Source organism: Halomonas sp. ND22Bw (assembly GCF_003011945.1).
Classification (GTDB): domain Bacteria; phylum Pseudomonadota; class Gammaproteobacteria; order Pseudomonadales; family Halomonadaceae; genus Halomonas; species Halomonas halophila.
This window is the reverse complement of the sequence record NZ_PXWD01000003.1, coordinates 37614-63892: the sequence shown is the minus strand read 5'-3', so window position 1 is coordinate 63892 and position 26279 is coordinate 37614. Positions and strand designations below refer to the sequence as shown.

20 protein-coding genes are annotated in these 26279 nt (G+C 68.2%); 17 read left to right on the top strand and 3 right to left on the bottom strand.

Annotation, left to right across the window (positions count from 1 at the left end):
• Positions 1-2: 2 nt before the first annotated feature.
• The 8 genes from hemN (at position 3) to CVH10_RS05345 (ending at position 9915) form a co-directional block, all read left to right on the top strand.
• Positions 3-1388, top strand: coding sequence for an oxygen-independent coproporphyrinogen III oxidase (gene hemN / locus CVH10_RS05380; protein ID WP_035599898.1), 1386 nt, complete (start codon positions 3-5; stop codon positions 1386-1388).
• 333 nt (positions 1389-1721) lie between these two features.
• The gene (locus CVH10_RS26525; protein WP_219924682.1) at positions 1722-2243 is read left to right on the top strand and encodes a hypothetical protein; all 522 of its coding nucleotides are present in this window, start codon (positions 1722-1724) and stop codon (positions 2241-2243) included.
• Between the two features lie 241 nt (positions 2244-2484).
• The gene (locus CVH10_RS05370) at positions 2485-4596 is read left to right on the top strand and encodes an adenosylcobalamin-dependent ribonucleoside-diphosphate reductase (RefSeq protein ID WP_106488032.1); all 2112 of its coding nucleotides are present in this window, start codon (positions 2485-2487) and stop codon (positions 4594-4596) included.
• 72 nt (positions 4597-4668) lie between these two features.
• Positions 4669-5406, top strand: a complete 738-nt coding sequence (locus CVH10_RS05365; RefSeq protein WP_035596286.1) for a hypothetical protein — start codon at positions 4669-4671, stop codon at positions 5404-5406.
• Positions 5407-5692: 286 nt separating this feature from the next.
• Positions 5693-6721, top strand: coding sequence for an amino acid ABC transporter substrate-binding protein (locus tag CVH10_RS05360; protein WP_106488031.1), 1029 nt, complete (start codon positions 5693-5695; stop codon positions 6719-6721).
• Positions 6722-6794: 73 nt separating this feature from the next.
• A complete protein-coding gene (locus CVH10_RS05355) occupies positions 6795-7973 on the top strand; it encodes an amino acid ABC transporter permease (RefSeq protein WP_106488030.1) in 1179 nt (392 codons plus the stop codon).
• A 28-nt stretch (positions 7974-8001) separates the two neighbouring features.
• The gene (locus tag CVH10_RS05350; protein ID WP_369335746.1) at positions 8002-9084 is read left to right on the top strand and encodes an amino acid ABC transporter permease; all 1083 of its coding nucleotides are present in this window, start codon (positions 8002-8004) and stop codon (positions 9082-9084) included.
• Positions 9085-9144: 60 nt separating this feature from the next.
• Entirely contained in the window at positions 9145-9915 is a 771-nt protein-coding gene (locus CVH10_RS05345; protein ID WP_369335734.1) for an amino acid ABC transporter ATP-binding protein, read from the top strand.
• A 75-nt stretch (positions 9916-9990) separates the two neighbouring features.
• Here the strand turns inward: CVH10_RS05345 and hmpA are convergent, their stop codons facing one another.
• Positions 9991-11160, bottom strand: coding sequence for an NO-inducible flavohemoprotein (gene hmpA, locus CVH10_RS05340; protein WP_106488028.1), 1170 nt, complete (start codon positions 11158-11160; stop codon positions 9991-9993).
• Positions 11161-11379: 219 nt separating this feature from the next.
• On the opposite strand from hmpA, the gene CVH10_RS05335 reads away from it, so the two are divergent.
• The 4 genes from CVH10_RS05335 to CVH10_RS05320 all read left to right on the top strand — a co-directional run bounded on the left by CVH10_RS05335 (position 11380) and on the right by CVH10_RS05320 (position 13933).
• Positions 11380-11841: a globin gene (locus CVH10_RS05335; RefSeq protein WP_106488027.1), complete on the top strand. Its 462-nt coding sequence runs from the start codon at positions 11380-11382 to the stop codon at positions 11839-11841.
• A gap of 86 nt (positions 11842-11927) precedes the next feature.
• Complete coding sequence (locus CVH10_RS05330) at positions 11928-13124, top strand: NnrS family protein (protein WP_106488026.1); 1197 nt, start codon at positions 11928-11930, stop codon at positions 13122-13124.
• A gap of 47 nt (positions 13125-13171) precedes the next feature.
• Complete coding sequence (locus tag CVH10_RS05325) at positions 13172-13558, top strand: SirB2 family protein (protein WP_046077910.1); 387 nt, start codon at positions 13172-13174, stop codon at positions 13556-13558.
• A gap of 51 nt (positions 13559-13609) precedes the next feature.
• Positions 13610-13933 carry a carboxymuconolactone decarboxylase family protein gene (locus CVH10_RS05320; RefSeq protein ID WP_046077909.1) on the top strand — a complete coding sequence of 108 codons (324 nt, stop codon included), beginning with the start codon at positions 13610-13612 and terminating at the stop codon, positions 13931-13933.
• Between the two features lie 23 nt (positions 13934-13956).
• Here the strand turns inward: CVH10_RS05320 and narL are convergent, their stop codons facing one another.
• Together narL and CVH10_RS05310 are read right to left on the bottom strand one after the other, a co-directional pair.
• Positions 13957-14601, bottom strand: coding sequence for a two-component system response regulator NarL (narL, locus tag CVH10_RS05315; RefSeq protein ID WP_106488025.1), 645 nt, complete (start codon positions 14599-14601; stop codon positions 13957-13959).
• Positions 14598-16409 carry a histidine kinase gene (locus CVH10_RS05310; protein ID WP_181244354.1) on the bottom strand — a complete coding sequence of 604 codons (1812 nt, stop codon included), beginning with the start codon at positions 16407-16409 and terminating at the stop codon, positions 14598-14600. The genes narL and CVH10_RS05310 overlap by 4 nt, the downstream gene beginning before the upstream one ends.
• 303 nt (positions 16410-16712) lie before the next feature.
• On the opposite strand from CVH10_RS05310, the gene CVH10_RS05305 reads away from it, so the two are divergent.
• Genes CVH10_RS05305 through narI form a run of 5 tightly spaced genes read left to right on the top strand, consistent with a single transcriptional unit; the run spans position 16713 to position 26258 of the window.
• Positions 16713-19415 (top strand): MFS transporter, encoded by a 2703-nt coding sequence (locus CVH10_RS05305; protein WP_106488199.1) that lies wholly within the window; start codon positions 16713-16715, stop codon positions 19413-19415.
• Positions 19416-19428: 13 nt separating this feature from the next.
• Positions 19429-23223, top strand: a complete 3795-nt coding sequence (locus tag CVH10_RS05300) for a nitrate reductase subunit alpha (RefSeq protein ID WP_106488023.1) — start codon at positions 19429-19431, stop codon at positions 23221-23223.
• Positions 23220-24809 (top strand): nitrate reductase subunit beta, encoded by a 1590-nt coding sequence (narH, locus tag CVH10_RS05295; protein ID WP_106488022.1) that lies wholly within the window; start codon positions 23220-23222, stop codon positions 24807-24809. The genes CVH10_RS05300 and narH overlap by 4 nt, the downstream gene beginning before the upstream one ends.
• On the top strand, positions 24802-25584 hold the full coding sequence (narJ, locus tag CVH10_RS05290) for a nitrate reductase molybdenum cofactor assembly chaperone (protein ID WP_106488021.1): 783 nt from the start codon (positions 24802-24804) through the stop codon (positions 25582-25584). Before narH ends, narJ begins: the two co-directional genes overlap by 8 nt.
• Positions 25581-26258, top strand: a complete 678-nt coding sequence (narI, locus tag CVH10_RS05285) for a respiratory nitrate reductase subunit gamma (protein WP_106488020.1) — start codon at positions 25581-25583, stop codon at positions 26256-26258. Before narJ ends, narI begins: the two co-directional genes overlap by 4 nt.
• Positions 26259-26279: the final 21 nt, after the last annotated feature.

Sequence of the window (26279 nt, the reverse complement as noted above, 5' to 3'; positions counted from 1 at the left end):
TCATGCCCCAGCCACAGCCGTTCATCCGCCCCCTCGTCGAGAAGTACGACCGCCCCGGGCCGCGCTATACCTCCTATCCGACGGCGCCGCAGTTCCAGGCCGCCTTCGCCGAAGACGATTATCGGGCCCAGGCCGCCCAGAGCCATCGCGTCGCCGCGCCCAAGCCGCTGTCGGCCTACGTGCACGTCCCCTTCTGCGAAAGCCTCTGCTACTACTGCGCCTGCCACAAGATCGTCACCCATCGCCGCGAGCGGGCGGCCGAGTATCTCGCCCTGCTGAAGCGCGAGATCGGCCTCCAGGCCGAACTCTTCGATAGTGAGCGCACGCTTGCCCAGCTGCACCTGGGTGGCGGCACGCCGACCTATCTGAACACTGCCCAGCTCGGTGAGCTGATGGAGGCCCTGGCGGCGGGCTTTCGCTTCGCGCCCCCCGAGGCCCGGGAGTTTTCCCTGGAGGTCGACCCGCGTACCGTCACCCCGTCGCAGCTGCATGAGCTGCGTGCGCTGGGCTTCAATCGCCTGAGCTTCGGCGTTCAGGACTTCGACCCCGAGGTGCAGGCGGCGGTCAACCGCGTCCAGGGCGAGGCCGAGGTGGCCGCCTTGATGACGGCCGCCCGGGACGCCGGCTTCCACTCGGTGAGCGTCGATCTGATCTACGGCCTGCCACGCCAGACCGTGGCCAGCTTCGCGGCCACCCTGGACAAGATCGTCGCCCTGCGGCCGGATCGCATCGCCACCTACAGCTATGCCCATCTGCCCGAGCGCTTCAAGGCCCAGCGGCTGATCCGCGACGAGGACATGCCGCCGCCCGAGCGCAAGCTCGAGCTGCTGGAGCTGACCATCCATCGCCTGACCGACGCCGGCTACGTCTACATCGGCATGGACCACTTCGCGCTGCCCGACGACGAACTGGTCCGGGCCCAGCGCGAAGGTACCCTGCAGCGCAACTTCCAGGGCTACTCCACCCACGCCGACTGCGATCTGATCGGGCTTGGCGTCAGCGCCATCGGCAAGGTCGGCGACGGCTACAGCCAGAACGTCAAGGAGATCGCCGCCTATCGCGAGCGGGTCGAGGCCGGGCGGCTGCCGGTGCTGCGCGGCTACCGGCTCGACGACGAGGATCGCCTGCGCCGCGACGTCATCCACGCCCTGATGTGCCACGGCCGGGTGGACGTCGATGCCATCGAGGCGCGTCACGGCATCGACTTCGCCGGCCACTTCGCCGATGCCCTGAAGGCCCTGGCGCCGATGCGCGACGATGGCCTGATCACGCTGGGCGAGCGCTGCCTCGAGGTGCGCCCGGCCGGCCGTCTGATGTTGCGCAACCTGGCTATGGTCTTCGATGCCTACCTGGACGGCGACAAGGCGCGCTACTCCCGGACCGTCTAGGCGTGGTCCCAGGGGAGCGCGATCGCCCTGTCATCCCGGTACGAGTTTCCTGCCGTCTGCCAGGCAGTCGTATGCCTGATTCCCTCGTCGCGATAATCAGCGGCCCTTCCGATGGTGAAGCCTGCGTTCTGTGACGATGCTTAGCGTGCATGTAACAAAATGTTGTATGGCGTTATGTCGCGTCGACGGCGAGGGCCGGCGGCGGGGGAGGGCGAGATGCAAGGGTTCAAGTTGGCTGCCCTGGTCGTCGCCGTGGGCTGTCTGTCAGCCGCTGGCGTACAGGCGCAGTCGGAAATCGGCGGGCCCGGGGGCGGTACGCTCTCGGAAGACGAGATGGCGAGGGTCGCGAACGACCGACTGACCGGGTCGGCATCGCTGACCGACGCCGAGATCGACGCGTTGCTCGAGGACCTGCCGGCACCGGCCGCCGGTGGCGGCGGTGGCGGCTGCGGCGGGGGACTGCTGGACGGATGTGACGGCACTTTCCTGCCTCTGATCGCCGTCGTGCCGAGCGAGGAGGTCATTCCCGCGCCGACCGTGCCCACCACGCCCACTAGCGCACCCACCACACCAACGAATGGTGACGATGGCGGCGGCGATGGCGGTAATGGTGGCGGGGGTGACGGCGGCGGTAATGGCGGCGGTGGTGGTTCCGGCGGCGGCGGTGGTGGTTCCGGCGGCGGCGGTGGTGGTTCCGGCGGCGGCGGTGGTGGTTCCGGCGGCGGCGGTGGTGGTTCCGGCGGCGGCGGCGGTTCCGGCGGCGGCGGTGGTTCCGGAGCCGGTGGTAACGGTGGCAACGCTGGAGGAGGTGGCGGAGCCGGTGGTACCGGTTCAGGTGCCGGCGGCGGCTTCTGACGCGTGTTGCCTGATGCCAAGCCTGGCGCCCGACCTTCACGGTCGGGCGCTTTCTTTCGTCCGCGGCTCGGGCGGATGATCCATATCATGTGTGCTGAGAGTGATTTTCGTCTATATATGGTAGTCAGACATCGCGCCGTCGGGAGCGGGCCCGTGCCATGCGACCTCCGCCGCCGGGATGCTCCGCGACAGGCGGTCGTGCGCGACCGCTGCCGTTTTCACCGCACATGAGAGAGAATCGATGCGCACCACCACTGCCAAGGATGCGCCCAGCGTCGACGAGGTGCCGCTGCAGGCGCCTTCGCTCGATATCTGGGACAGCAAGTATCGCCTCAAGGACCGTCACGGCCGGCCGGTGGACGCCGACCCCGCCGCCACCCGGGAGCGGGTGGCCCGGGCGCTGGCCGCGGTGGAGGACGACGCCGAGGCCTGGCTGCCCCAGTTCCGCTGGGCGCTGGACAACGGCGCCATCCCGGCCGGGCGCATCGTCGCCAACGCCGGGGCGGAGGCCGTCAAGCCGGCGGTCAGCCTGATCAACTGCACGGTCTCGCGCACCCTCCACGATTCGATGCGTGACATCCTCGAGGGCGTGGTGGAAGCCGGCATGACCCTCAAGGCGGGCTGCGGCATCGGCTATGACTTTTCGACCCTGCGTCCCCGCGGCGCCTTCGTGTTCGGCGCCGGGGCCGGCACCAACGGCCCGCTGGCGTTCATGGATATCTACGACAGGATGTGCTTCACCGTGGCTTCGGCGGGCGGGCGCCGCGGCGCCCAGATGGGGACCTTCGACGTCGGCCATCCGGACGTGCAGAGCTTCATCGAGGCCAAGCGCGAGGCCGGCCGGCTACGCCAGTTCAACCTCAGCCTGCTGATCACCGACGAGTTCATGGAGGCGGTTCGCGCCGACGCCGACTGGCCGCTGGCGTTCCCGCTGCATCCCGCCGAGAAGGACGACGTCGACGACAGCGAACTGATCTACCGCGACTGGCCGGTGGTCGAGGAGGGCTACACCCTCGATGACCAGGGCCGGGTGGCCTGCCGTGTGGTCGAGACGGTCCGCGCCCGCGGGCTGTGGGACACCATCATGCGCTCCACCTACGACTTCGCCGAGCCGGGCTTCATCCTGATCGACCAGGTCAACCGCATGAACAACAACTGGTTCTGCGAGGAGATTCGCGCCACCAACCCCTGCGGCGAGCAGCCGCTGCCGCCCGAGGGCGCCTGCCTGCTGGGCTCGATCAACCTCACGCGCTTCGTGCTCGAGCCCTTCGGCGAGGCGCCGCGCTTCGACTGGGAGCGCTACCGCCGGGTGGTTGCGATCTTCACCCGCATGCTCGATAACGTGGTGGAGATCAGCGGCCTGCCGCTCGACGGCCAGCGCCGCGAGATCGAGGCCAAGCGCCGCCACGGCATGGGCTTTTTGGGGCTGGGCTCGGCGCTGACCATGCTCAAGCTGCCCTACGGCTCGCCGGAGTCGCTGGCCTTTACCGAGGAAGTCAGCCGGGTGCTGGCGGTCGAGGGCTGGAAGCAGGCCCTGGCGCTGGCCAAGGAGAAGGGCATGGCGCCGGTGCTGGCCGAGTCGTTCGAGCTGACGCCGCGCATGCTGCGCGAGCGCCCGGAGCTGGTCCAGGACGGCTATCAGGCCGGCGACCGGGTGCCGGGGCGAATCCTGCACGCCCGCTACAGCCGCTACATGCAGAAGGTCGCCGAGGTCGAACCCGAGCTGGTGGCCGAACTCGCCGAGCACGGCGCGCGCTTCACCCATCACAGCTCCATCGCGCCCACCGGCACCATCTCGCTGTCGCTGGGCAACAACGCCTCCAACGGCATCGAGCCGTCCTTCTCGCATCGCTACTTTCGCAACGTCATTCGCGCCGGGCGCAAGACCAAGGAGCAGATCGAGGTGGTCTCCTTCGAGCTGGCCGCCTATCGCCATGTCGTCGCCCCCGAGGCCGTGGAGAGTGACCTGCCGGACTACTTCGTCACCGCCGACGGCGTCTCGCCGGCCCAGCACGTGGCGGTGCAGGCCGCCGCCCAGGCCTGGATCGACTCGGCGATCTCCAAGACCGTCAACGTGCCCACCGATTTCGCCTACGAGGACTTCCAGGATCTCTACCTGGACGCCTACGACAGCCGGCTCAAGGGCTGCACCACCTTCCGCTTCAATCCCGAGGCCTTCCAGGGCGTGCTGGTGCGCGAGGACGATCTCAAGAATACCGTCTACGTCTTCGAGCTGGAGAACGGCGAACGGCTGGAGCTTTCCGGCGACGAGACGGTGATCTACGAGGGCGAGGAGCACACCGCGGCGAACCTGCACGATGCGCTCAAGGAGGGCACCTATGGCAAGTGGTAAACCAGGGCTCGCGACGGCCGTGAACGGCCGTCCGTCAAACGACACCGCATCGGCTTTCACAGGAGCCCCGTCATGAGCATCGAGATCACCTCCAAGATCCTGTCGTCCCGTGTCCGACAGCCCCAGGACGAGCCGCCGCCGGCCGATGAGGACCCGCTGACGCGGCGCATTCCCTCGCGCCCCGAGGGCACCCTGGAGGCGGTGTCGGAGAAGATCTCCTACGTCGGCGCCGAGGGCCGGCGCAAGGTCTACCTGCTGGTGTCCTTCATGCCGGTGGAGGGCGTGTTGAACGGCGAGCGGGTGGTCATCGAGCGCCCGGTGGAGTTCTTCCTGCCCTCCGGGCAGCTGTCCAGCGAGCACCAGTGGATCACCGCCACCATGCGCAGCCTGTCGCTGGCCGCTCGCGGCGGCTACGTCACCCAGGCGGTGGCCGACCTGCGCAAGGTGGCCTGGGACAAGGGCCGGGTGCGCTGCGGCATGAACCGCTGGGGCAAGCCGATGTTCCACGATTCCGAGGTCGCCGCTATCGCCTGGTCGATCCAGCAGATCCTCTACCGGCGGGGCTTCCTCGACCAGGACGGCCTGCAGGTGCCGGTGGAGGAGCTGGTGGCACGTCACGCCCGGCGCCTGGCCGGCCGGCCCTGGCATCCGCCCGGCCCCGAGGAGCAGGCCGAGGCCGAGCGCGCGGCCGAGGCAGGTCAGGGCGGGCCCACCGTGGTTGGCCAGTGCCCGGAGTGCGGCGGCGATCTGGTGATGATGGACGGTTGCCCGACCTGCTATTCGGGATGCGGCTGGTCCAAGTGCGGCTGAGCGCCGCAAGAAAACGCTCTGCGCTCGCCGAGTCTTCGTTCCAGCACTGATTCGCGCGCCGGACCGATGCTAATCGCCGAGCCGGTCAACGCTCGGCGAGGTGTCGGACGATCCCCGCCACGACCGTCAGCCCCGGCCGATGCCGGGGCTTTCTTGTTGCGCCGCAGCAAGGCAGATCGAATCGAACGTTTAAATGCAAGCCGGTGCGCCGGCTGCCGACTCTGGCTATGTTCGTCCTGCGAATAACAAGCACAAACCTTCTATCTACAGCTATGGAGTCAAGATCATGCGCTATAACAACAAGACGCTGATCGCCCTGTCCGTCGCGACCCTCGGCCTGACGGCGGCAAGCCACGCTTCGGCCGCCACCCTCGACGAGGTGAAGGAACGCGGTAACCTGCGCTGCGGTGTCAACGTCGGGCTGTCCGGCTTCTCCTCGCCGGACGAGAACGGCACTTGGCAGGGCCTGGACGTCGAGACCTGCCGCGCGGTGTCATCGGCCATCTTCGGCGACCCGGAGCAGGTGGTCTTCACCCCGCTGACCGCCAAGGAGCGCTTCACCGCGCTGCAGTCCGGCGAGATCGACATGCTCTCGCGCAACACCACCTGGACCGCCACCCGCGACAACTCCCTGGGCCTCAACTTCACCACCACCACCTTCTACGACGGCCAGGGCTTCATGGTCGCCAAGGACCTCGGCATCGAGAGCCTGGAGGATTTGAACGGCGCCTCCATCTGCATCCAGTCGGGCACCACCCACGAGCTGAACCTGGCCGACTACTTCCCCTCCAAGGGCATCGACATCGACACCGTGACCTTCGATACCCCGGACCAGACGGCCCAGGGCTTCGCCAGCGGCCGCTGTGATGTCCTGACCTCCGACACCTCCCAGCTCAGCGCCCTGCGCCTGCAGCTGCCGGAGCCCGACAGCGTGGAGATCCTCACCGAGCTGATCTCCAAGGAGCCGCTGGGCCCGGTGGTGCGCCAGGGCGACGACCAGTGGCTGGACATCGTCCAGTGGTCGGTGTTCGCCATGATCAACGCCGAGGAGCTGGGCGTGACCAGCGACAACGTCGACGAGATGCAGCAGAATCCGCCCAATCCCCAGGTCGCACGCCTGCTGGGCGGCGACGGCAACTACGGCGAGCAGATGGGCCTCGAGAACGACTGGGCCTACGACATCATCGCCCAGGTGGGCAACTACGGTGAGGTGTTCGCCGCCACCGTGGGCGAGGAGTCCCCGCTCGCCATCGGCCGCGGCATGAACGCGCTGTGGAACGAGGGCGGCATCCTCTACGCGCCGCCCATCCGCTGATCGGCATCGACCCTCCGTTTCCCCTCACCCCCGGCCGGGGGTGAGGGCCGTCTCATCGCATTCGAGGCTCGACATGCTGCGTTCTTCGTCTTCCGAGCGGGGGCCGCTGTGGCGCGACCCCGCCGTGCGCGCGCTGGTGATCCAGGCCCTGCTGCTGCTGGGACTGGCGGCGCTGATCGTGATGCTGGTGACCAACACCCTGGCCAACCTCGAGGCCCGGGGCATCACCACCGGCCTGGGCTTCCTCCAGGAGCGGGCCGGCTTCTCCATTCCCCAGACGCTGATCGCCTACAGCGGCGACAGCACCTACGGCCGCACCTTCGTGGTGGGGCTGCTCAACACCCTGCTGGTATCCGGCCTCGGCATCGTCGCGGCGACGGTCATCGGCTTCGCGGTGGGCATCGCCCGGCTCTCGAGCAACTGGCTGCTGGCCCGGCTGGCCGCCGCCTACGTCGAGATCTTCCGCAACATTCCACTGCTGGTGCAGATCCTGTTCTGGTACTTCGCCGTGCTCCAGGCGCTGCCGAGCCCGCGCCAGAGCCTGTCGCTGTTCGAGGCGCTGTTCCTCAACGTGCGCGGGCTGATGATGCCGGCGCCGGTGGCCCAGCCGGGCTTCGACGCCACCCTCTGGGCGCTGGCCCTGGCGGTGGCCGCGGTGGTGGGGCTGGCGCTCTACGCGCGGCGGCTGCAGGCCCGCACCGGCCAGGCGCTGCCGGTCTACCGGCTCGGCGCGCTGATCCTGGTCGGCCTGCCGCTGGCGGTGTTCCTGGTGACCGGGCGGCCGCTGGCCTGGGACGTGCCGGTGCTGGCCGGCTTCAACTTCTCGGGCGGGGTGACGATCATCCCCGAGCTGATGGCGCTGTGGCTGGCGCTGTCGATCTACACCGCCTCCTTCATCGCCGAGATCGTGCGCTCGGGCATCCAGTCGGTGCCGAGCGGGCAGGTCGAGGCCGCCCGGGCGATCAGCCTTCCCGGCAACATCACCCTGCGCAAGATCGTGATCCCCCAGGCGATGCGGGTCATCGTGCCCCAGCTCACCAGCCAGTACCTGAACCTGATCAAGAACTCCTCGCTGGCCACGGCCATCGGCTACCCGGACCTGGTGGCGGTGTTCGCCGGCACCACCCTCAACCAGACCGGCCAGGCCATCGAGATCATCGCCATGACCATGGCGGTCTACCTGCTGATCAGCCTGGTGGTGTCGGCGCTGATGAACCTCTACAACGCCCGCACCCTGATGAAGGAGCGCTGACATGGCCGAGATGGCGACACGAATCGAGATGATCGAGGCGCGACGGCCGCCGGATCTGCGCCGCGGCGTGCCGGGCTGGCTGCGCGCCAACCTCTTCGACGGACCGCTCAACAGCGTCATCACCCTGTGCGTGCTGGCGGTGCTGGGCTGGGGGCTGTGGCCGCTGGTGCAGTGGGCGCTGATCGACGCCGACTGGCTGGGCTCGACCCGCGAGGCCTGCAGTGGCGAGGGCGCCTGCTGGGTGTTCATCAGCGCCCGCTTCGAGACCATCGTCTACGGCTTCTATCCCGAGGCCGCTCGCTGGCGGGTCGATACGGTGTTCATGATGCTGGGGCTGCTGATCGCCTGGCTGGCGATTCCCCGGCTGCCGGCCAAGCGCTGGGTGGGGCTGTTCGCCCTGGTCGGCTTCCCGGCGGTGGCCTACGTGCTGCTGCTCGGCGGCCACTTCGGGCTGATGGCGGTGCCGACCCGCGAGTGGGGCGGGCTGATGCTGACCCTGACGGTGGCCGTCGTGGGCATCGTCGGCTCGCTGCCGCTGGGCGTGGTGCTGGCGCTGGGGCGTCGCTCGCAGATGCCGCTGGTGCGCGGCGTGTGCGTGGTGTTCATCGAGTTCTGGCGCGGCGTGCCGCTGATCACGGTGCTGTTCATGGCCTCGGTGATGCTGCCGCTGTTCGTGCCTAGCGAGGTGGAGTTCGACAAGCTGCTGCGGGCGCTGATCGGCATCATGTTCTTCTGGAGCGCCTACATGGCCGAGGTGGTGCGCGGCGGCCTGCAGGCCATTCCCAGGGGCCAGGAGGAGGCCGCCAAGGCGCTGGGCATGGGCTACTGGCGACGCATGGGACTGATCGTGCTGCCCCAGGCGCTGAAGCTGGTGATTCCCGGCATCGTCAACACCTTCATCGCGCTGTTCAAGGACACTTCGCTGGTGCTGATCATCGGCCTGTTCGACCTGCTGGCGATCATCCGCGCCGGGCTCACCGACAGCAACTGGCTGGGCTTCGCCACCGAGGGCTACGTGTTCGCGGCGCTGATGTTCTGGATCTTCTGCTTCAGCATGTCGCGCTACAGCCAGTACATCGAGCGGCGCCTGCATACCGGCCACAAGAGCTGAGCGGCAGGCACGGAATAACAAGCACTTAACAAACGCTTTCAAGAACGAGGAACGACCGGCATGGCGACCAACAACACGGCCAGCGCCCCCGTCGACGAGCCGATGATCTCGGTCGAGGGGCTCAACAAGTGGTACGGCGACTTCCACGTCCTGCGCGACATCGACCTGACGGTGGCCAGGGGCGAACGCATCGTCATCTGCGGGCCCTCGGGCTCGGGCAAGTCGACCCTGATCCGCTGCCTCAACCACCTCGAGGAGCATCAGCAGGGCCGCATCGTCGTCGACGGCGTGACCATGACCCAGGACGTGAAGCGCATCGAGCAGATCCGCCGCAACGTCGGCATGGTCTTCCAGCACTTCAACCTGTTCCCGCACCTGTCGGTGCTCGACAACTGCTGCATCTCCCAGACCTGGGTGCAGAAGAAGCCCCGCGCCGAGGCGGAGAAGACCGCCATGGAATTCCTCGAGCGGGTGCGCATCGCCGACCAGGCGCACAAGTATCCCGGCCAGCTCTCCGGCGGCCAGCAGCAGCGCGTGGCCATCGCCCGGGCGCTGTGCATGCGCCCCGAGGTGATGCTGTTCGACGAGCCCACGTCGGCGCTGGATCCGGAGATGATCAAGGAGGTGCTCGATGTCATGGTCGAGCTGGCCCAGGACGGCATGACCATGCTCTGCGTGACCCACGAGATGGGCTTCGCCAAGACCGTGGCGGACCGCGTCATCTTCATGGACCAGGGCCAGATCATCGAGCAGGCGCCGCCGGAGACCTTCTTCAATCACCCGGAATCGGACCGAACGAAGCTGTTCTTGAGCCAGATACTCGGCCACTGAGCCGGTTCTGGTCGGGGCTACAAAAACGGCCCGGACGCCAAGGCGTCCGGGCCGTTCTTTCATGGGAGAGGATGATCAGGCGGCGTCGAGGGGACGCGCCGGGCCGAAGTGCTCGTAGTGGCGACGCTCGTCGGGAATGCCCAGCGCCTTCAGGCTGCGGTCCACGGCGGACATGAACCCCTGGGGGCCGACGAAGTAGCAGCGCGCGCCTTCGGGCAGGTAGCGGGCCAGCAGGTCGCGGTCCACGCGGCCGAGGTGATCGGCGCCGTCGCCGCGTTCCTGAACGCTGACCGCGGTCAGCCGCTCGGGATGCTCGGCGGCCAGGGCCGCGAGCTCGTCGGCGAAGGCGCGCTGCTCGGCGTCCTGGGCGGCGTGCAGGTAGACCACCCGGCGGCCTTCGGCCAGGGCCTGGCGGGCGAGCGGCAGCATCGGCGTCTGGCCGACGCCGCCGCTGGCCAGCAGCAGCGGCTCGTCGCCGGCCACCAGGGTCAGCTCGCCGGCGGGCGGCAGCAGCTCCAGGGTGTCGCCCACGGCCATGGCGTCGTGCAGGTGCCGGCTGGCCACGCCGCCGTCCTCGCGCTTCACCGAGATGCGAACGCTGCGGCCGTTGGGCAGCGCCGAGAGGCTGTAGTGGCGATGGACCGGCTGGCCGTCGATGGTCAGGCGCACGCCGATGTACTGGCCGGGGAGATGCTCGGCCACGGGGCCACCGTCGGTGGGTTCCAGCACGAAGGAGCGGATCACCGCGCTTTCCTGGCGGGTCTCGGCGATGCGGAACTCGCGCGGGCCGCGCCAGCCGCCGGGCTGCTGTTCGAAGGTCCGGTAGCGCTTTTCCTCGAGCTCGATCAGCAGGCCGGCAAGCTCCTCGTAGAGCGCGCCCCAGGCATCGGCGATCTCCGGCGTCACGGCATCGCCCAGCACCTCGCCGATGGCGGCCATCAGGCACTCGCCGACGATCGGGTACTGCTCGGGGCGGATGTCCAGCGACACGTGCTTGCTGACCACCGTGGCCAGCACCTCGTGCACCCGTTCGGGGTCCTGGCGCAGCTGCACGTAGGCGAGCACCGCCGCGGCCAGCGCCCGCGGCTGTCCGCCGTTGGCCTGGTGGGTCTGGTTGAACAGCGGCGCGACCTCGGGGTAACGCTCGAACATCAGCGGGTAGAAGCGCTGGGTGATGGCATCGAGATGCTCGGCGACCACCGGGGCGGTGGCGGCGATCAGGCTTTCCTGGGCTTGAGTCAGCATGGGCGGCTCCTGGGCGAGAGTGGGCGGCGCGTCTCTTTAAGATGCATTTAAAATACCTCTAAAGAGGGGCGGCCCACCAGCCCCCGAGGTGGGCAAGATTGTCGCAGTCGCGTCTTGTCCTGATCTCGGTCAAGAATGGCGGCCCGAGCCTCGCACATCGTCGGGAAAGGGAGGGGCGGCTAGGCTGGTAGGCAGGCGGCGCTTCGGCGGGGAGGGCGCATGGATATCGTCAGGGTCTTCGATGCCAGCTATGCACGAGCCCTGGCCCATGAGGTCGAGGGTCAGGGGTTCTTCGATGCCTTCTACCGACGCTTCCTGGAGGGGTCGACGGAGGTGGCCGGGAAGTTCCGCGGCATCGACATGGATCGCCAGCAGGCGATGCTCAAGAAATCCTTCTATCACCTGATCAGCCTCTACGCGGCCAGCCATGACGGCGACTACCTGGCGCGGGTGGCGATTCGCCACAACCGCGCGCATCTGGACATCCGTCCGGCGCTCTATGATCGCTGGCTGGAGGCAATGATGGCGACGCTGCGAGAGTACGATCCCGAGTGCGGCGACGAGGAGGAGCTGGCCTGGCGGCTGGTGATGGCCCCGGGGATCGCCTACATGAAGTTCCACTACGAACGTGAGGCACCGGTGGGCGATAGGGACGCCGAGGACGACGCATCCGACGGATAAGGACGTTTCTTGATGCCTGTCATGGTCCGGGCCGAACGCCGCGGCGCACAATGCCGATACCCAAGTTCCAGCCTCGGATATGGTGCATGATGGCTCCTCGTTCCCTCACGACACGCCTGCCGGTGGCGGGCCTGGCCTTTCGCCCCTTCTTCCTGCTGGCCGCCCTGTTCGGCATCGTCGCGCTGATGGCGTGGCTGGCCTTCTGGCAGGGCGACGTCCTGCTGCGGCCTTGGGGCGGCATGCTGTGGTGGCATCAGCACGAGATGCTGTTTGGCTTCGGTGCCGCCGTCATCGCCGGGTTCCTGCTCACCGCGGCGCAGAACTGGACCGGCCGTCCCGGCCCGACCGGCCTGCCGCTGCTGGGCCTGGTGGCGCTGTGGGCCGTGGCCCGTGGGCTGCTGGCCTTCCCCATCGGTCTGCCGGAGTGGGGCGTGATGCTGATCGATGTGGGGTTCCTGGTCGCGGTGGCGGGCGTGATGGCGCGGATGGTCATCGCCGCCGGGCGCTGGCGGAATCTGGTCTTCCTGCCGCTGCTGGGGCTTCTGGCCGTGGCCAACCTGGCCATGCACCTGGGAGCCTGGTGGGGAGATGGCGAGCTGGCACGGGCGGGGGCTCGCCTGGCGGTGCTGCTGATCGCTGCCGTGATGGTGGTGCTGGGCGGCCGAGTGATACCGCTGTTCACCGCCAATCGACTGGGCGGCCCCCGGCCCCAGCCCCGGCGCTGGCTGGAGGGGGCGACCCTGGGCAGCATGGCGGCGGTGCTGGGGGCCCAGCTCGCCGTCCTGCCGGGGATGGCGCCGCCCGAGGGCGTGATGGCGGGGGCGCTGGCCCTGGCGGCCCTGGCCAATGCGCTGCGGCTGGCGCGCTGGGGTGGGTTGCGTACGTGGCGAGAGCCGCTGCTCTGGGGGCTTCATGTCAGCTATGCCGCCCTCCCGCTGGGCCTGGGTATGTGGGCGCTGGCGGCGCTCGGCGCCTTTCGCGTCGAGCTGGCGGTGCACACGCTGACCGTCGGGGCCATGGGGACCATGATGCTGGCGATGATGGCGCGGGTCTCGCTGGGGCACACCGGCCGCCCCATCGTGACGCTGCCGGGCATGGGGGTGGCGCTGGGCCTGCTGGCCGTGGCCGGCCTGCTGCGTGGCCCCTTGCTGGCCGCGTTGCCGGGTATCATGCATCTGACCTACAGCCTGACCATCATCCTGTGGTGCCTGGCCTATGCGATCTTCCTGCTGCACTACGCGGTCCCGCTGAGCTCGGCGCGCAGCGACGGAAAGGCAGGCTAGGCGCGATGACAAACGACCGAGTCCGGCCAGTCGTCGAGGCCCCTTCCATGGAACACTATCTGCTGATCAAGCATCTTCACATGAGCATCGCCGGATTCAGCCTGGCCTTGTTCATGCTCCGGGCCTGGTGGTCGGTGCGTGGGTCGCCCAGGCCGGCGCGTCGCTGGGTTCGCGGGCTGCCGCACCTGGTCGACAGCGCCCTGCTGGGGTTGGGTGTCTGGATGATGGTGGGGCTCTCGCTATGGCCACACCAGCAGCCGTGGCTCGCGGCCAAGCTGTTGGGGCTGCTGGTCTACATCGGGCTCGGGAGCGTGGCCATCAAGCGTGGGCGCACGCCGGTGATCCGCGGACTGGCGGCCGGCGCCGCTCTGCTGGCCTTCGCCTTCGTGGTCGGGGCGGCCATCCGCCATAGTCCCTGGTCCTGGCTGGCCTGAGACGCGGCTTCCTATACTGTGGGCGTCATTCGTCGTCAGAAGGAGTCCCACATGCCGAGACAGGAACTTCCCGCCGGTGCCGGCCGGGTCGCCGAACGTCACCCGGAGGTATGGCGCGCCTATGCGGCACTGGGCAAGGCCTGTGCCGAAAGCGGGCCGCTGGATGCCCGCACTCGCCGTCTGGTCAAGCTGGCCCTGGCGGTGGGCGCCGGCTCCGAGGGCGCCGTGCACTCCCATGTCCGTCGTGCCCTGGCCGAGGGCGAGTCGTCGGCGGCGCTGGAGCAGGTCGCGCTGCTGGGCGTTCCGACCTTGGGGCTGCCGGCCAGCGTCGCGGCCCTGACCTGGATCGGCGACATCATCGATGACGACGACTGAGGTGCCCTGCAGGACGGTCCGGGCTATTTCTCGCCCCCCATCTGCACGGCCCACACCGCCGCCTCGACCCGTGAGCGCAGCCCCAGCTTCTTGAGCAGGTGCTTGACGTGAACCTTGACCGTGCCTTCGCTGATCGCCAGTCGACGGGCGATCAGCTTGTTGCTCAGGCCTTCCGCCAGGGCGGCCAGGATCTCGCCTTCACGGGCGGTCAACGAGTCCAGCAGGTTCTCGCCCGGTCCCGGGCGAGGGCCGCTCAGTGCTTTCGCCAGCAGGCCGGCGAGGCGTGGGCTGACCGCCATGCGCCCCTCAGCGGCCTCCTTGATCGCCGCCAGCAGGTCTTCGGGTTCCATGTCCTTGAGCAGATAGCCGTCGGCGCCGGCGCGCAGGGCAGCGACCACGTCCTCCTCGGCATCGGAGACCGTGAGCATGACGATGCGAGCCTCGACGCCGTACTCGCGCAGCGCGCGCAGGGCGTCGAGGCCATCCCGCCGCGCCATGTTCAGGTCCATCAGGATCAGCGTCGGGGACAGGCGGCCCGCGGCCTCGATGGCGGCTTCCCCGTCGGCGGCCTCTCCGGCGATCGCCAGCTCGGGATCCATCTCCAGCAGCTGGCGCACCCCCCGACGGAACAGCGGATGGTCGTCGACGATCAGGATCGCGGTGCTCATGGCGTGTCTCCCGGCAATGAGGTGGCCGTCGTCTCTCGGTGGAGCTGAGGCGTGAAGTGCAGCCTGACCTCGGTGCCCCCTTCGGCCGGCTCGTGCAGCTCGAGGCGGCCGCTCAGGCTGGCGGCGCGTTCGTGCATGATGATGGTCCCGTAGTGTTCCGGCTGGTTCGATGTGCCTCCGAGACCGACGCCGTCGTCGCGGATGCTGACCGCCACGCGGCCCGCCTCGTCGGTGCTCAGGCTGACCTCGCAGCGCTTCGCCCGGGCGTGATGGACGACGTTGGACAGCGCCTCGCGAACGATCTGCAGGGTATGCACCTCCTCGTTGGGTGACAGTGGGCAGTGATCGAGGCGGTAGTCGAGGCGAAGGGACAGCTCACCGCGACGGACGAATTCGCGCACCGTCTCCTCGAGGGCGGCCTCCAGCCCGGCGTCAGACATCTTCAGGCGGAAGGTGTTGAGCAGCTCGCGGAGCTGACGGTAGGCGGCGTTGAGGCCTTCGCGCAGTTCATCGACGATCGCCTCGGTGTCGGCATGGGCCCCGCCGGCCCGGGCCTGGGCCTGCAGGCGGGAGACCTGGATCTTCAGGTAGGAGAGCGACTGGGCCAGCGAGTCGTGCAGTTCTCGAGCGATCACCGCGCGTTCGTCCATCAGCGCCAGCCGGCGCTGCTCGGCGTAGCCCTGGGAGAGCGATAGCGAGGTGGCGATCAGACCGGCGATGGTTTCGACCAGGTCGCATTGCCAGCGCCGAGGCGGCGACTCGGGCGAATATTCGAGCAGCAATACCCCGTAGTTCCGCCCCGCCTCGTTCACCGCGACCCGATACACCCAGGGGGTGTCGCCGTTGCCGTCGAGACAGGGCTGGCAGGCCGGCGCGCGACAGAAGTCGGGGCAATCGTCGGGTCGGGTGGAGAGCCGCAGGTAGGCACGCTCGGCATCGCTCTGGCTCAGGCACAGGGTGACGGGGCCCAGACCGGTGACGGCGGCGAGGTCTTCGAGCACCCGGCGGTAGCTGGCATCGCCGATGGGGGCGCCGTTGAGCTGGCGCGCGGCCTGGTAGAGCACCTCGAGCGTCTCGTTGCTGCGCTCGAGCTCGGCGGTCTTGGCCTCGACGCGCGCCTCGAGCTGACCGTAGATCCGGGACAGGCTGTCGTTCATCTGGTTGATGGTGCGCGACAGAAGGCCCAGTTCGTCGTCGGCCGCGTAGCGGGTGCGGCCGCTGAAGTCGCCGCGCCGTGAGCCATCGACGACCCTGAGCAGGTCACGCAGCGGCGGCATGACATCGGTGGTCAGCTTGTACATGGCCAGGAACACCAGGCCCAGGGTCAAGAACAGGATGACCCCCTGGAACAGGCGCATCAGCTGGATTCGCGACTCGGCCTCGCGCTGGAGCTGGTCGACCAGGCGGTCCACCTGGTCGACGAAGTCGCCGACCGGCAGCGTGGCCGGAACGCCTGCTGCTTGCATCCGCGGCCGCAGCCGGTCGTGCCATTGCGCGATGACGGTGCGGTACTGGCGGTTCAGCGGATGCCGTGGATCGTCCGCCAGGCGTCCGGTGATCGCCGGCGAGGCGAGGCTGCGCTCGAGTTCGGCGATCTGCGCCCGGCGAGCCTCGCTGTCGGCATCGGCCCGCTGGGTGGTGCTCAGCAGACGATAGGCCTGCATGCGCAGGGCGCCGGCCTGGTTGATGGCGGCCGCGTCGCCACGGGCGTTCTCGGCGATGATGATCGAGCCGAGCATGCTGGTCAGCGCCAGCAGCACGATGCCGGCCATCGCCAGGCCGGCGCGGAAGGACAGGGAACGGGGCATGACATCCGGCATCGCGCCAGGGGCGCCGCCTACCTCCAAAGAGTCGCCTTTGTCACCACGCCCGATGCAACACCGGGCGGCAGAAGCAAATGCTAGTTGAATCAGTGGGTTGTGAAAAAACTCCTGCTACCTCCAAAGAGGTAGACACGGCTAGGGTCGGGGATGGCGCTCCGAAGCGCCTTGACCCAGGTCAACGGCCTCGCCTCACCGCCGGCGCTAAGGTCCTCCTACCGCGTCTTTCGCACCTTCGGTCCGGTGGAAGGGCGCTCCCGGAAGCCTTTCACCGAGCCAGAGGGGGAGATCATGGCCAACCCCACCCCATCGACCAGGCGCGCCCAGAATCGCGCACTGTTCCTGTCCACGCTGGCGTTCACGCTGTGCTTCGCGGTGTGGACGCTGTTCTCCATTCTCGGCCTGCAGATCAAGCAGGAGTTCGCCCTGTCGGATACCCAGCTCGGCCTGCTGATGGCGACCCCGGTGCTTACCGGGTCGATCAGCCGCCTGTTCCTGGGCATCCTCACCGATCGTTTCGGCGGGCGCTGGGTGTTCAGCCTGCTGATGCTGGCTACGGCGGCCTGTGTCTACCTGCTGACCTTCGCCACCAGCTACCCCATGCTGCTGCTCGGCGCCCTGGGGGTCGGCCTGGCCGGCGGTTCCTTCATCGTCGGCGTGGCCTACACCTCGGCCTGGTTCGAGCAGGAGCGCCAGGGCACCGCCCTGGGGATCTTCGGGGCCGGCAACGTCGGCGCCGCGGTGACCAACTTCGGCGCGCCCTTCCTGCTGCTGGCGCTGGGCTGGCAGGGGGCAGCAGTGGTCTATGCCACGGTGATCGCGATCATGGGCGTGGCTTTCCTGCTGCTGGCACGGACCGATCCGCAGAGCGAGCGTCGCCGCGCCGATGCCGTGCCGCTCAAGCAGCAGCTGGCACCGCTGGTCGAGGTGCGCGTGTGGCGCTTCTCGCTGTACTACTTCTTCGTGTTCGGCGGCTTCGTCGCCCTGGCGCTGTGGCTGCCCCACTACCTGGTCGAGGTCTACGGCCTGAGCATCACCGCCGCCGGCATCGTCGCCGCGCTGTACACCATTCCGGCGTCGCTGTTCCGCGTCCTTGGCGGCTGGATGTCCGATCGCTACGGCGCGCGGCGGGTGATGTACTGGACCCTGATCGCCTCGGTGGCGTGCAGCTTCCTGCTCAGCTATCCGCCGACCCGCTACAGCGTGCAGGGTGTGAACGGCACCCTGGAATTCTCGTTCGCCATGAACCTGGTCGGCTTCGTCGTGCTGATCATGGTGCTGGGCTTCTTCATGTCGCTGGGCAAGGCAGCGGTGTTCAAGCACATCCCCAGCTACTATCCGCAGCACGTCGGCGCGGTCGGCGGGGTGGTGGGCATGATCGGGGGGCTCGGCGGCTTCTTCCTGCCGCTGACCTTCGGCATGCTCAACGACGTGGCGGGCATCTGGCAGAGTTGCTTCATGCTGCTGTTCGCGGTGTCCGCCGCGGCGCTGGTGTGGATGCATTACGCCATCCTGCGTGCCAGCCGTCAGGAGTGGCGGGCCGGCCGCGAGGTCACCGACCTGCCGGAGCTCGCCACGCCCAGCCGTTTCGTGCTGCAGGACTGGCGCCCGGAGGATCCGGATTTCTGGGCCGAGAAGGGCAAGCGCATCGCCACCCGCAACCTGTGGATCTCGATTCCCAATCTGCTGCTGGCCTTCTCGGTGTGGATGGTCTGGTCGGTGGTGGTGGCCAAGCTGCCCCAGGTGGGCTTCGACTACACCTCCAACCAGCTGTTCTGGCTGGCCGCGCTGCCGGGGCTGTCGGGCGCCACGCTGCGCATCTTCTACAGCTTCATGGTGCCGATCGTCGGCGGCCGGCGCTTTACCGCACTGTCGACCGCCTCGCTGGCGCTGCCGGCGCTGTGGATCGGCTTCGCCGTGCAGAATCCCGACACCCCCTATCTGGTGATGCTGATCCTGGCGCTGCTGTGCGGCTTCGGCGGCGGCAACTTCGCCTCGAGCATGGCCAACATCTCGTTCTTCTATCCCAAGCGCGAGAAGGGCAACGCCCTGGCGCTCAATGCCGGGCTGGGCAACCTGGGCGTCAGCGTCATGCAGTTCCTGATCCCGCTGGCGATCACCGCCGGGGTCTTCGGCGCCCTTGGCGGCGAGCCGCAGACGTTGAGCGACGGTGAGCGCCTGTGGCTGCAGAACGCCGGCTTCGTCTGGGTGCCGTTCATCCTGCTCGGCGCCGTGGCGGCCTGGTTCGGCATGAACGACATCGCCAGTGCCCGCTCCTCCTTCAAGGATCAGGCGGTGATCTTCAAGCGCAAGCACAACTGGCTGATGTGTGTGCTCTACACCGGCACCTTCGGCAGCTTCATCGGCTACTCCGCGGGTTTCCCTCTGCTGGCGTCGAACCAGTTCCCGGAGGTCGACGTGCTGCAGTTCGCCTTCCTGGGGCCGCTGGTGGGCGCCCTGTCCCGGGCCGGCACCGGCTGGGTCTCGGACCGCTTTGGCGGGGCCAGGGTCACCCTGTGGGTGTTCGCGGCGATGATCGCCTGCGTGGCCGGGGTGCTGTTCTTCCTCGGGATCAAGGACCAGCCGGGCGCGTTCTGGGGCTTCTTCGCGATGTTCCTGCTGCTGTTCTTCTTCACCGGCGTGGGCAATGCCAGCACCTTCCAGATGATTCCCGAGATCTTCCGCCAGGAGGTGGCGCGACTGATGCCGACCCTCGACGAGGCGGCTCAGCGTCAGCAGAGCGAGAAGGAAGCCGCGGCGACCATCGGCTTCACCTCGGCGATCGCCGCCTACGGGGCCTTCTTCATTCCCAAAACCTTCGGCAGCTCCATCGCGCTGACCGGGGGGGCCGAAATGGCGCTGTACGGCTTCATTGCCTTCTACGCGATCTGCGTGGCCCTGACCTGGTTCTACTACACCCGCCGTAACGCCGAGATCCGCCTGCAGGCGCCCGAGCACGCGGCGCAGACGCCAACCGCCTCGCCGAGCCGCTGAGGAGAGAGCATCCATGAGTCACTTTCTGGACCGCCTGAAGTACCTGACCCGCCGCCCCGACGACTTCGCCGGGGGACACGGCGAGACCCGCGACGAGACCCGCGACTGGGAGGACGGCTATCGCGCGCGCTGGCAGCACGACAAGGTGGTGCGCAGTACCCACGGGGTCAACTGCACGGGGTCGTGCAGCTGGAAGATCTACGTCAAGAACGGCCTGGTCACCTGGGAGACCCAGCAGACCGACTATCCGCGTACCCGCCCGGACCTGCCCAACCACGAGCCCCGCGGCTGTCCGCGCGGGGCCAGCTACTCCTGGTACCTGTACAGCGCCAACCGCCTGAAACATCCGCTGATCCGCAAGCCGTTGCTGGCGCTGTGGCGGGAGGCCCTTGCGGAGCATGGTGACCCGGTGAACGCCTGGGCCTCCATCGTCGAGGACCCGGCCAAGGCCAGGCAGTACAAGCGCGCCCGCGGCATGGGCGGCTTCGTGCGCGCCGACTGGGACGAACTCAACGGCCTGATCGCCGCTTCCAACGTCTACACCGCCAAGCAGTACGGGCCGGACCGCATCATCGGCTTCTCGCCGATTCCGGCCATGTCGATGGTCTCCTACGCCGCCGGCAGTCGCTATCTGTCGCTGATCGGCGGCGTGTGCATGAGCTTTTACGACTGGTACTGCGACCTGCCGCCGGCCTCGCCGATGACCTGGGGCGAGCAGACCGACGTGCCGGAGTCCGCCGACTGGTACAACTCGGGCTACATCATCGCCTGGGGGTCCAACGTACCCCAGACCCGCACCCCGGACGCCCACTTCTTCACCGAGGTGCGCTACAAGGGCACCAAGACCGTCGCGGTCACCCCGGACTATGCCGAGGTCGCCAAGCTCACCGACGAGTGGCTGTCCGCCAAGCAAGGCACCGACGCGGCCCTGGCCCTGGCCATGGGCCACGTCATCCTCAAGGAATTCCATCTCGACAACCCCAGCGCCTATTTCACCGACTACGTGCGCCGCTACACCGACATGCCCTGCCTGGTGGAGCTCGAGGTTCGCGAGGACGGCAGCCACGTGCCCGGCCGGCAGCTGCGCGCCAGCGACTTCGCCGACGGCCTGGGTCAGGACAACAATCCCGAGTGGAAGACCCTGGTCTGGGACGAGCTCGGCGATCGCCTCGTCGTGCCGCGCGGCTCCATCGGCTTCCGCTGGGGCGAAGCGAACGGCGACGACGAGGACGAGAGCAAGGGCAAGTGGAACCTCGAGTCTCTCGACGCCGACGGCACCGAGATCCGGCCGAGGCTCAGCCTGGCCGAGGCCCATGACGAGGTGGCTCGGGTGGCCTTTCCCTACTTCGGCGGGATCGAGCATCAGCACTTCGATCATGTGAAGAGCGGCGGCGCCAGCGACGAGCTGCTGTTCCACTGCCTGCCGGCCAAGCGGATGACCCGGGCAGACGGCCGCGAGGTGCTGGCGGTCACCGTCTTCGACCTGATGTGCGCCAACTACGGCATCGACCGCGGGTTTAGAAGCAAAGAGGGCGAGGACGACGGCGCCACCGCCTTCGACCAGGTCAAGCCTTATACCCCGGCCTGGCAGGAGAAGATCACCGGCGTGTCCGCCGATCAGTGCCTGCGCATCGCCCGGGAGTTCGCCGACAACGCCGACAAGACCGGCGGGCGTTCCATGATCATCGTCGGTGCCGGGATGAACCACTGGTACCACATGGACATGAACTACCGTGGCCTGATCAACATGCTGGTCATGTGCGGCTGCATCGGCCAGAGCGGCGGCGGTTGGGCGCACTACGTGGGCCAGGAGAAGCTGCGCCCGCAGACCGGCTGGCTGCCGCTGGCCTTCGGCCTGGACTGGCAGCGGCCGCCGCGGCAGATGAATTCCACCTCCTTCTTCTACAACCACTCCAGCCAGTGGCGCTACGAGAAGCTCGAGGTCAAGGAGATCCTCTCGCCGCTGGCCAAGGCCGAGGACTACTCCGGCAGCCTGGTCGACTTCAACGTGCGCGCCGAGCGCATGGGCTGGCTGCCCTCCGCGCCGCAGCTGGCCACCAACCCCCTGTCGCTGGCCGGCCAGGCCGCCGAGGCGGGCCAGGCCACCGCGGACTACGTGGTCGACCGGCTCAAGGCCGGCGAGCTGCGCTTCGCCGCCGAGGATCCCGACGACCCGCAGAACTTCCCGCGCAACCTGTTCATCTGGCGCTCCAACCTGCTCGGCAGCTCGGGCAAGGGCCACGAGTACATGCTCAAGTACCTGCTGGGCACCCGCCACGGCATCCAGGGCAAGGACCTGGGCGAGGCCGGCGGCCAGACGCCCGAGGAGGTCGTGTGGCGCGAGCAGGCGCCTGAGGGCAAGCTCGACCTGCTGGTGACGCTGGACTTCCGCATGTCCACCACCTGCCTGTACTCGGACATCGTGCTGCCCACGGCGACCTGGTACGAGAAGGACGACCTCAACACCTCCGACATGCACCCCTTCATCCACCCGCTGACCGCGGCCACCGACCCGGCCTGGGAGTCGCGCAGCGACTGGGAGATCTACAAGGGCATCGCCAAGGCGTTCTCCAAGGTCTGCGTGGGCCACCTGGGCGAGGAGACCGACCTGGTCACCCTGCCGCTGCAGCATGACTCCCCCGCCGAGCTGGCCCAGCCCGAGGTCCGCGACTGGAAGAAGGGCGAGTGCGAGCCGGTCCCCGGCAAGACCCTGCCGGCGCTGGTCGAGGTCAAGCGTGACTATCCGGCCACCTACGAGCGCTTCACCTCGGTGGGGCCGCTGCTCGACCGCCTGGGCAACGGCGGCAAGGGCATCGGCTGGAAGACCGAGAAGGAGGTGGAGCTGCTCGGCAGGCTCAATCAGGTGAAGTCCGAAGGGCCGGCCAAGGGGCGACCGCGCATCGAGTCGGCCATCGACGCCGCCGAGGTGATCCTCACCCTGGCGCCCGAGACCAACGGCCAGGTGGCGGTCAAGGCCTGGGACGCGCTGTCGGCGATCACCGGCCGCGACCACAAGCATCTGGCCGTGCCCAAGGAAGAGGAGAAGATCCGCTTCCGTGACGTAGTGGCCCAGCCGCGCAAGATCATCTCCAGTCCCACCTGGTCGGGCCTCGAGGACGAACACGTCTCCTACAACGCCGGCTACACCAACGTCCACGAGCTGATTCCCTGGCGCACCGTCAGCGGCCGCCAGCAGTTCTACCAGGATCATGCCTGGATGCGCGCCTTCGGCGAGAGCCTGCTGGTCTATCGGCCGCCCATCGACACCAAGGCCGCGGTCGGCCTGGCCGATGACAAGGGCAACGGCAACCCGGAGATCGCGCTCAACTGGATCACGCCGCACCAGAAGTGGGGCATCCACTCCACCTACTCCGACAACCTGCTGATGCAGACCCTGTCCCGGGGCGGGCCCATCGTCTGGCTGTCCGAGGACGACGCGGCGTCCATCGGCGTCGAGGACAACGACTGGATCGAGCTCTACAACGCCAACGGCGCCATCGCCGCCCGGGCGGTGGTCAGCCAGCGGGTCAAGAACGGCATGGCGATGATGTACCACGCCCAGGAGCGCATCCTGAACATGCCGGGCTCCGAGGTCACCGGCACCCGCGGCGGCATCCACAACTCGGTCACCCGCGTGTGCCCCAAGCCGACCCACATGATCGGCGGCTACGCCCAGCTCTCCTACGGCTTCAACTACTACGGCACCGTCGGCTCCAACCGCGACGAATTCGTCATCGTGCGCAAGATGAAGCGCATCGACTGGCTGGACGGGGAAGGCAACGACTACGCGCAGGAGGCCGTGAAATGAAGATTCGCTCCCAGGTAGGCATGGTCCTGAACCTCGACAAGTGCATCGGCTGCCACACCTGCTCGGTGACCTGCAAGAACGTGTGGACCAGCCGCGAGGGCGTCGAGTACGCCTGGTTCAACAACGTCGAGACCAAGCCGGGCATCGGCTATCCCAAGGAGTGGGAGAACCAGCAGAAGTGGCACGGCGGCTGGCTGCGCCGCAAGGACGGCCGCATCGAGCCGCGCATCGGCGGCAAGTGGCGGGTGCTGGCAAACATCTTCGCCAATCCCGACCTGCCGGAGATCGACGACTACTACGAGCCGTTCACCTTCGACTATCAGCACCTGCATACCGCCAGGCCGGGCGAGCACCAGCCCACGGCCCGGCCGCGTTCGCTGATCTCCGGGCAGCGCATGAACAAGGTCGAGTGGGGGCCGAACTGGGAGGAACTGCTCGGCACCGAGTTCGCTAAGCGACGCCGCGACGCCAACTTCGAGCAGGTGCAGGCCGACATCTACGGCCAGTTCGAGAACACCTTCATGATGTACCTGCCGCGGCTGTGCGAGCACTGCCTGAACCCCACCTGCGTGGCGTCCTGCCCCAGCGGGGCGATCTACAAGCGCGAGGAAGACGGCATCGTGCTGATCGACCAGGACAAGTGCCGCGGCTGGCGGATGTGCATCTCCGGCTGCCCCTACAAGAAGATCTACTACAACTGGAAGAGTGGAAAGTCCGAGAAGTGCATCTTCTGCTACCCGCGCATCGAGGCCGGCCAGCCGACGATCTGCTCCGAAACCTGCGTGGGACGCATCCGCTACCTGGGCGTGCTGCTCTACGACGCCGACCGCATCGAGGAGGTGGCCGGCGCCGCGGATGAGCGCGACCTCTACCACCGCCAGCGCGAGATCTTCCTCGACCCGAATGACCCCGAGGTGATCGCCCAGGCCCGCCGCGACGGCGTCGCCGACAGCGTGATCACCGCGGCCCAGCAGAGCCCGGTCTACAAGCTGGCCATGGAATGGGGCCTGGCGCTGCCGCTGCACCCGGAGTATCGCACCCTGCCCATGGTCTGGTACGTGCCGCCGCTGTCGCCGATCCAGTCCGCCGCCGAGGCGGGTCAGGTGGAATACGACGGCGTGCTGCCGAAGATCGAGTCGCTGCGCATCCCGGTGAAGTACCTGGCCAATCTGCTCACCGCCGGCGAGGAGGCGCCCGTGGTGCTGGCCCTCAAGCGGCTGATGGCGATGCGCCTCTACATGCGCGGCAAGCACGTGGAGGGTGCGGCCGACGCCGCGGTGCTCGACGAGGTCGAACTCAGCGAGGCCCAGGTCGAGGAGATGTATCGCTACCTCGCCATCGCCAACTACGAGGATCGTTTCGTCATCCCCACCGCCCATCGGGAAATGGCCGTCGACGCCTTCCCCGAGCGCGGCGGATGCGGCTTCAGCTTCGGTGACGGCTGCCACGGCGGCGACAGCGAGGCCAGCCTGTTCGGCGGTCGCAAGCAGACCACCACTCTGGTGCAGCCGGTGGCGGTCTTCGATCCTCATGCCCGGAGCGAGGACCGGCACGAAGAGAAGAGCGAGGAGGCCCGTCATGACTGATGCCGCCCGTGTCCAGCCCGAACCGGCGGACGACATGCTGAGCCTGCGGGTGCTGGCCCGGCTGCTGGATTATCCCGACCGTGAGCTCCAGGCCGCCGTCGGCGAGATGAACGCGATCCTCGACGCCGAGCGGCGGCTGCCGGGCAATCTGCGCACCGCCCTGATGGACTGGTGCCGACGCCTGGCCGCGGCCGATCTGCTGGACCTGCAGGCCGAATACGTGGCGCTGTTCGACCGTGGCCGGGCCACCTCGCTGCTGCTCTTCGAGCACGTCCACGGCGAGTCCCGGGACCGTGGCCAGGCCATGGTCGACCTGCTGGCCGAGTATCGCGCCGCCGGCTTCGAGCTCGACGCCCGGGAGCTGCCCGACCACCTGCCGTTGTTCCTGGAATATCTCTCCACCCGGCCTGAGGCGGAGATCGGCCGCTGGCTGGGTGAGATCCGCCACATCCTGGCCAGGCTCACCGCCCGCCTCGAGGAGCGTGAGGCCGATCACGCCCTGGCGATACTGGCGCTGCTGGGACTGATCGGCGCCGAGGACGACGTGAACGCGCATCGCGAGCCGGTGAGTCAGGAGGCCCGGGACGATACGCCCGAGGCCCTGGACGCCGTCTGGGAAGAGGAGGCGGTGCGCTTCTCGGCCGCCTCGGATCAGGACTGCGCCCTGCAGTCGGCGGAAGGCCGGCGCCTGGTCGAACGCAAGAAGGCGACGCAAGACGAGGCGGTCCGGATCCTCGACCCGGGCCACCCGTGGCAACAAGGAGAACCGTCATGAGCTACATGCACACCCTGCTGTTCGGGCTCTATCCCTATCTGGCCGGCAGTGTCTTTCTGGTCGGCAGCCTGCTGCGCTTCGATCACGCCCAGTACACCTGGAAGACCGGCTCCAGCCAGATGCTCAGCGCCAGGCACATGCGCCTGGCCAGCAACCTCTTCCACGTCGGCATCCTGGTGATCTTCTTCGGCCATCTGGTGGGCCTGCTGACGCCGCACTGGGTCTATGCTCCCTTCATGAGCGCCGGCACCAAGCAGCTGGTGGCGATCGTGGTGGGCGGCATCGCCGGCGTGATGTGCCTGGTAGGCGGCGCCATGCTGGCCTGGCGGCGACTGACCAACGCCCGGGTCCGGGCCTCGTCGGGGCCGATGGACACCGTCATCATCCTGCTGCTGGTGCTGCAGGTGACGCTGGGGCTCGCGACCATCATCCCCGCCCTGGGCCACCTGGACGGCGGCGTGATGCTCGCGCTCGCCCACTGGGCCCAGGCCATCGTCTTCTTCCAGGGCGGCGCCGCCGACCATCTCGTCGGCGTCGGCTGGATCTACCAGCTGCATATCCTGGTGGGGCTGACCATCGTGCTGGTCTTCCCGTTCACCCGCCTGGTGCACGTCTGGAGTGCGCCGCTGGGCTACCTGATGCGGCGCTACCAGATCGTCCGTCGACGGGCCTGAGGGAGTCATCGGGAGAGAACA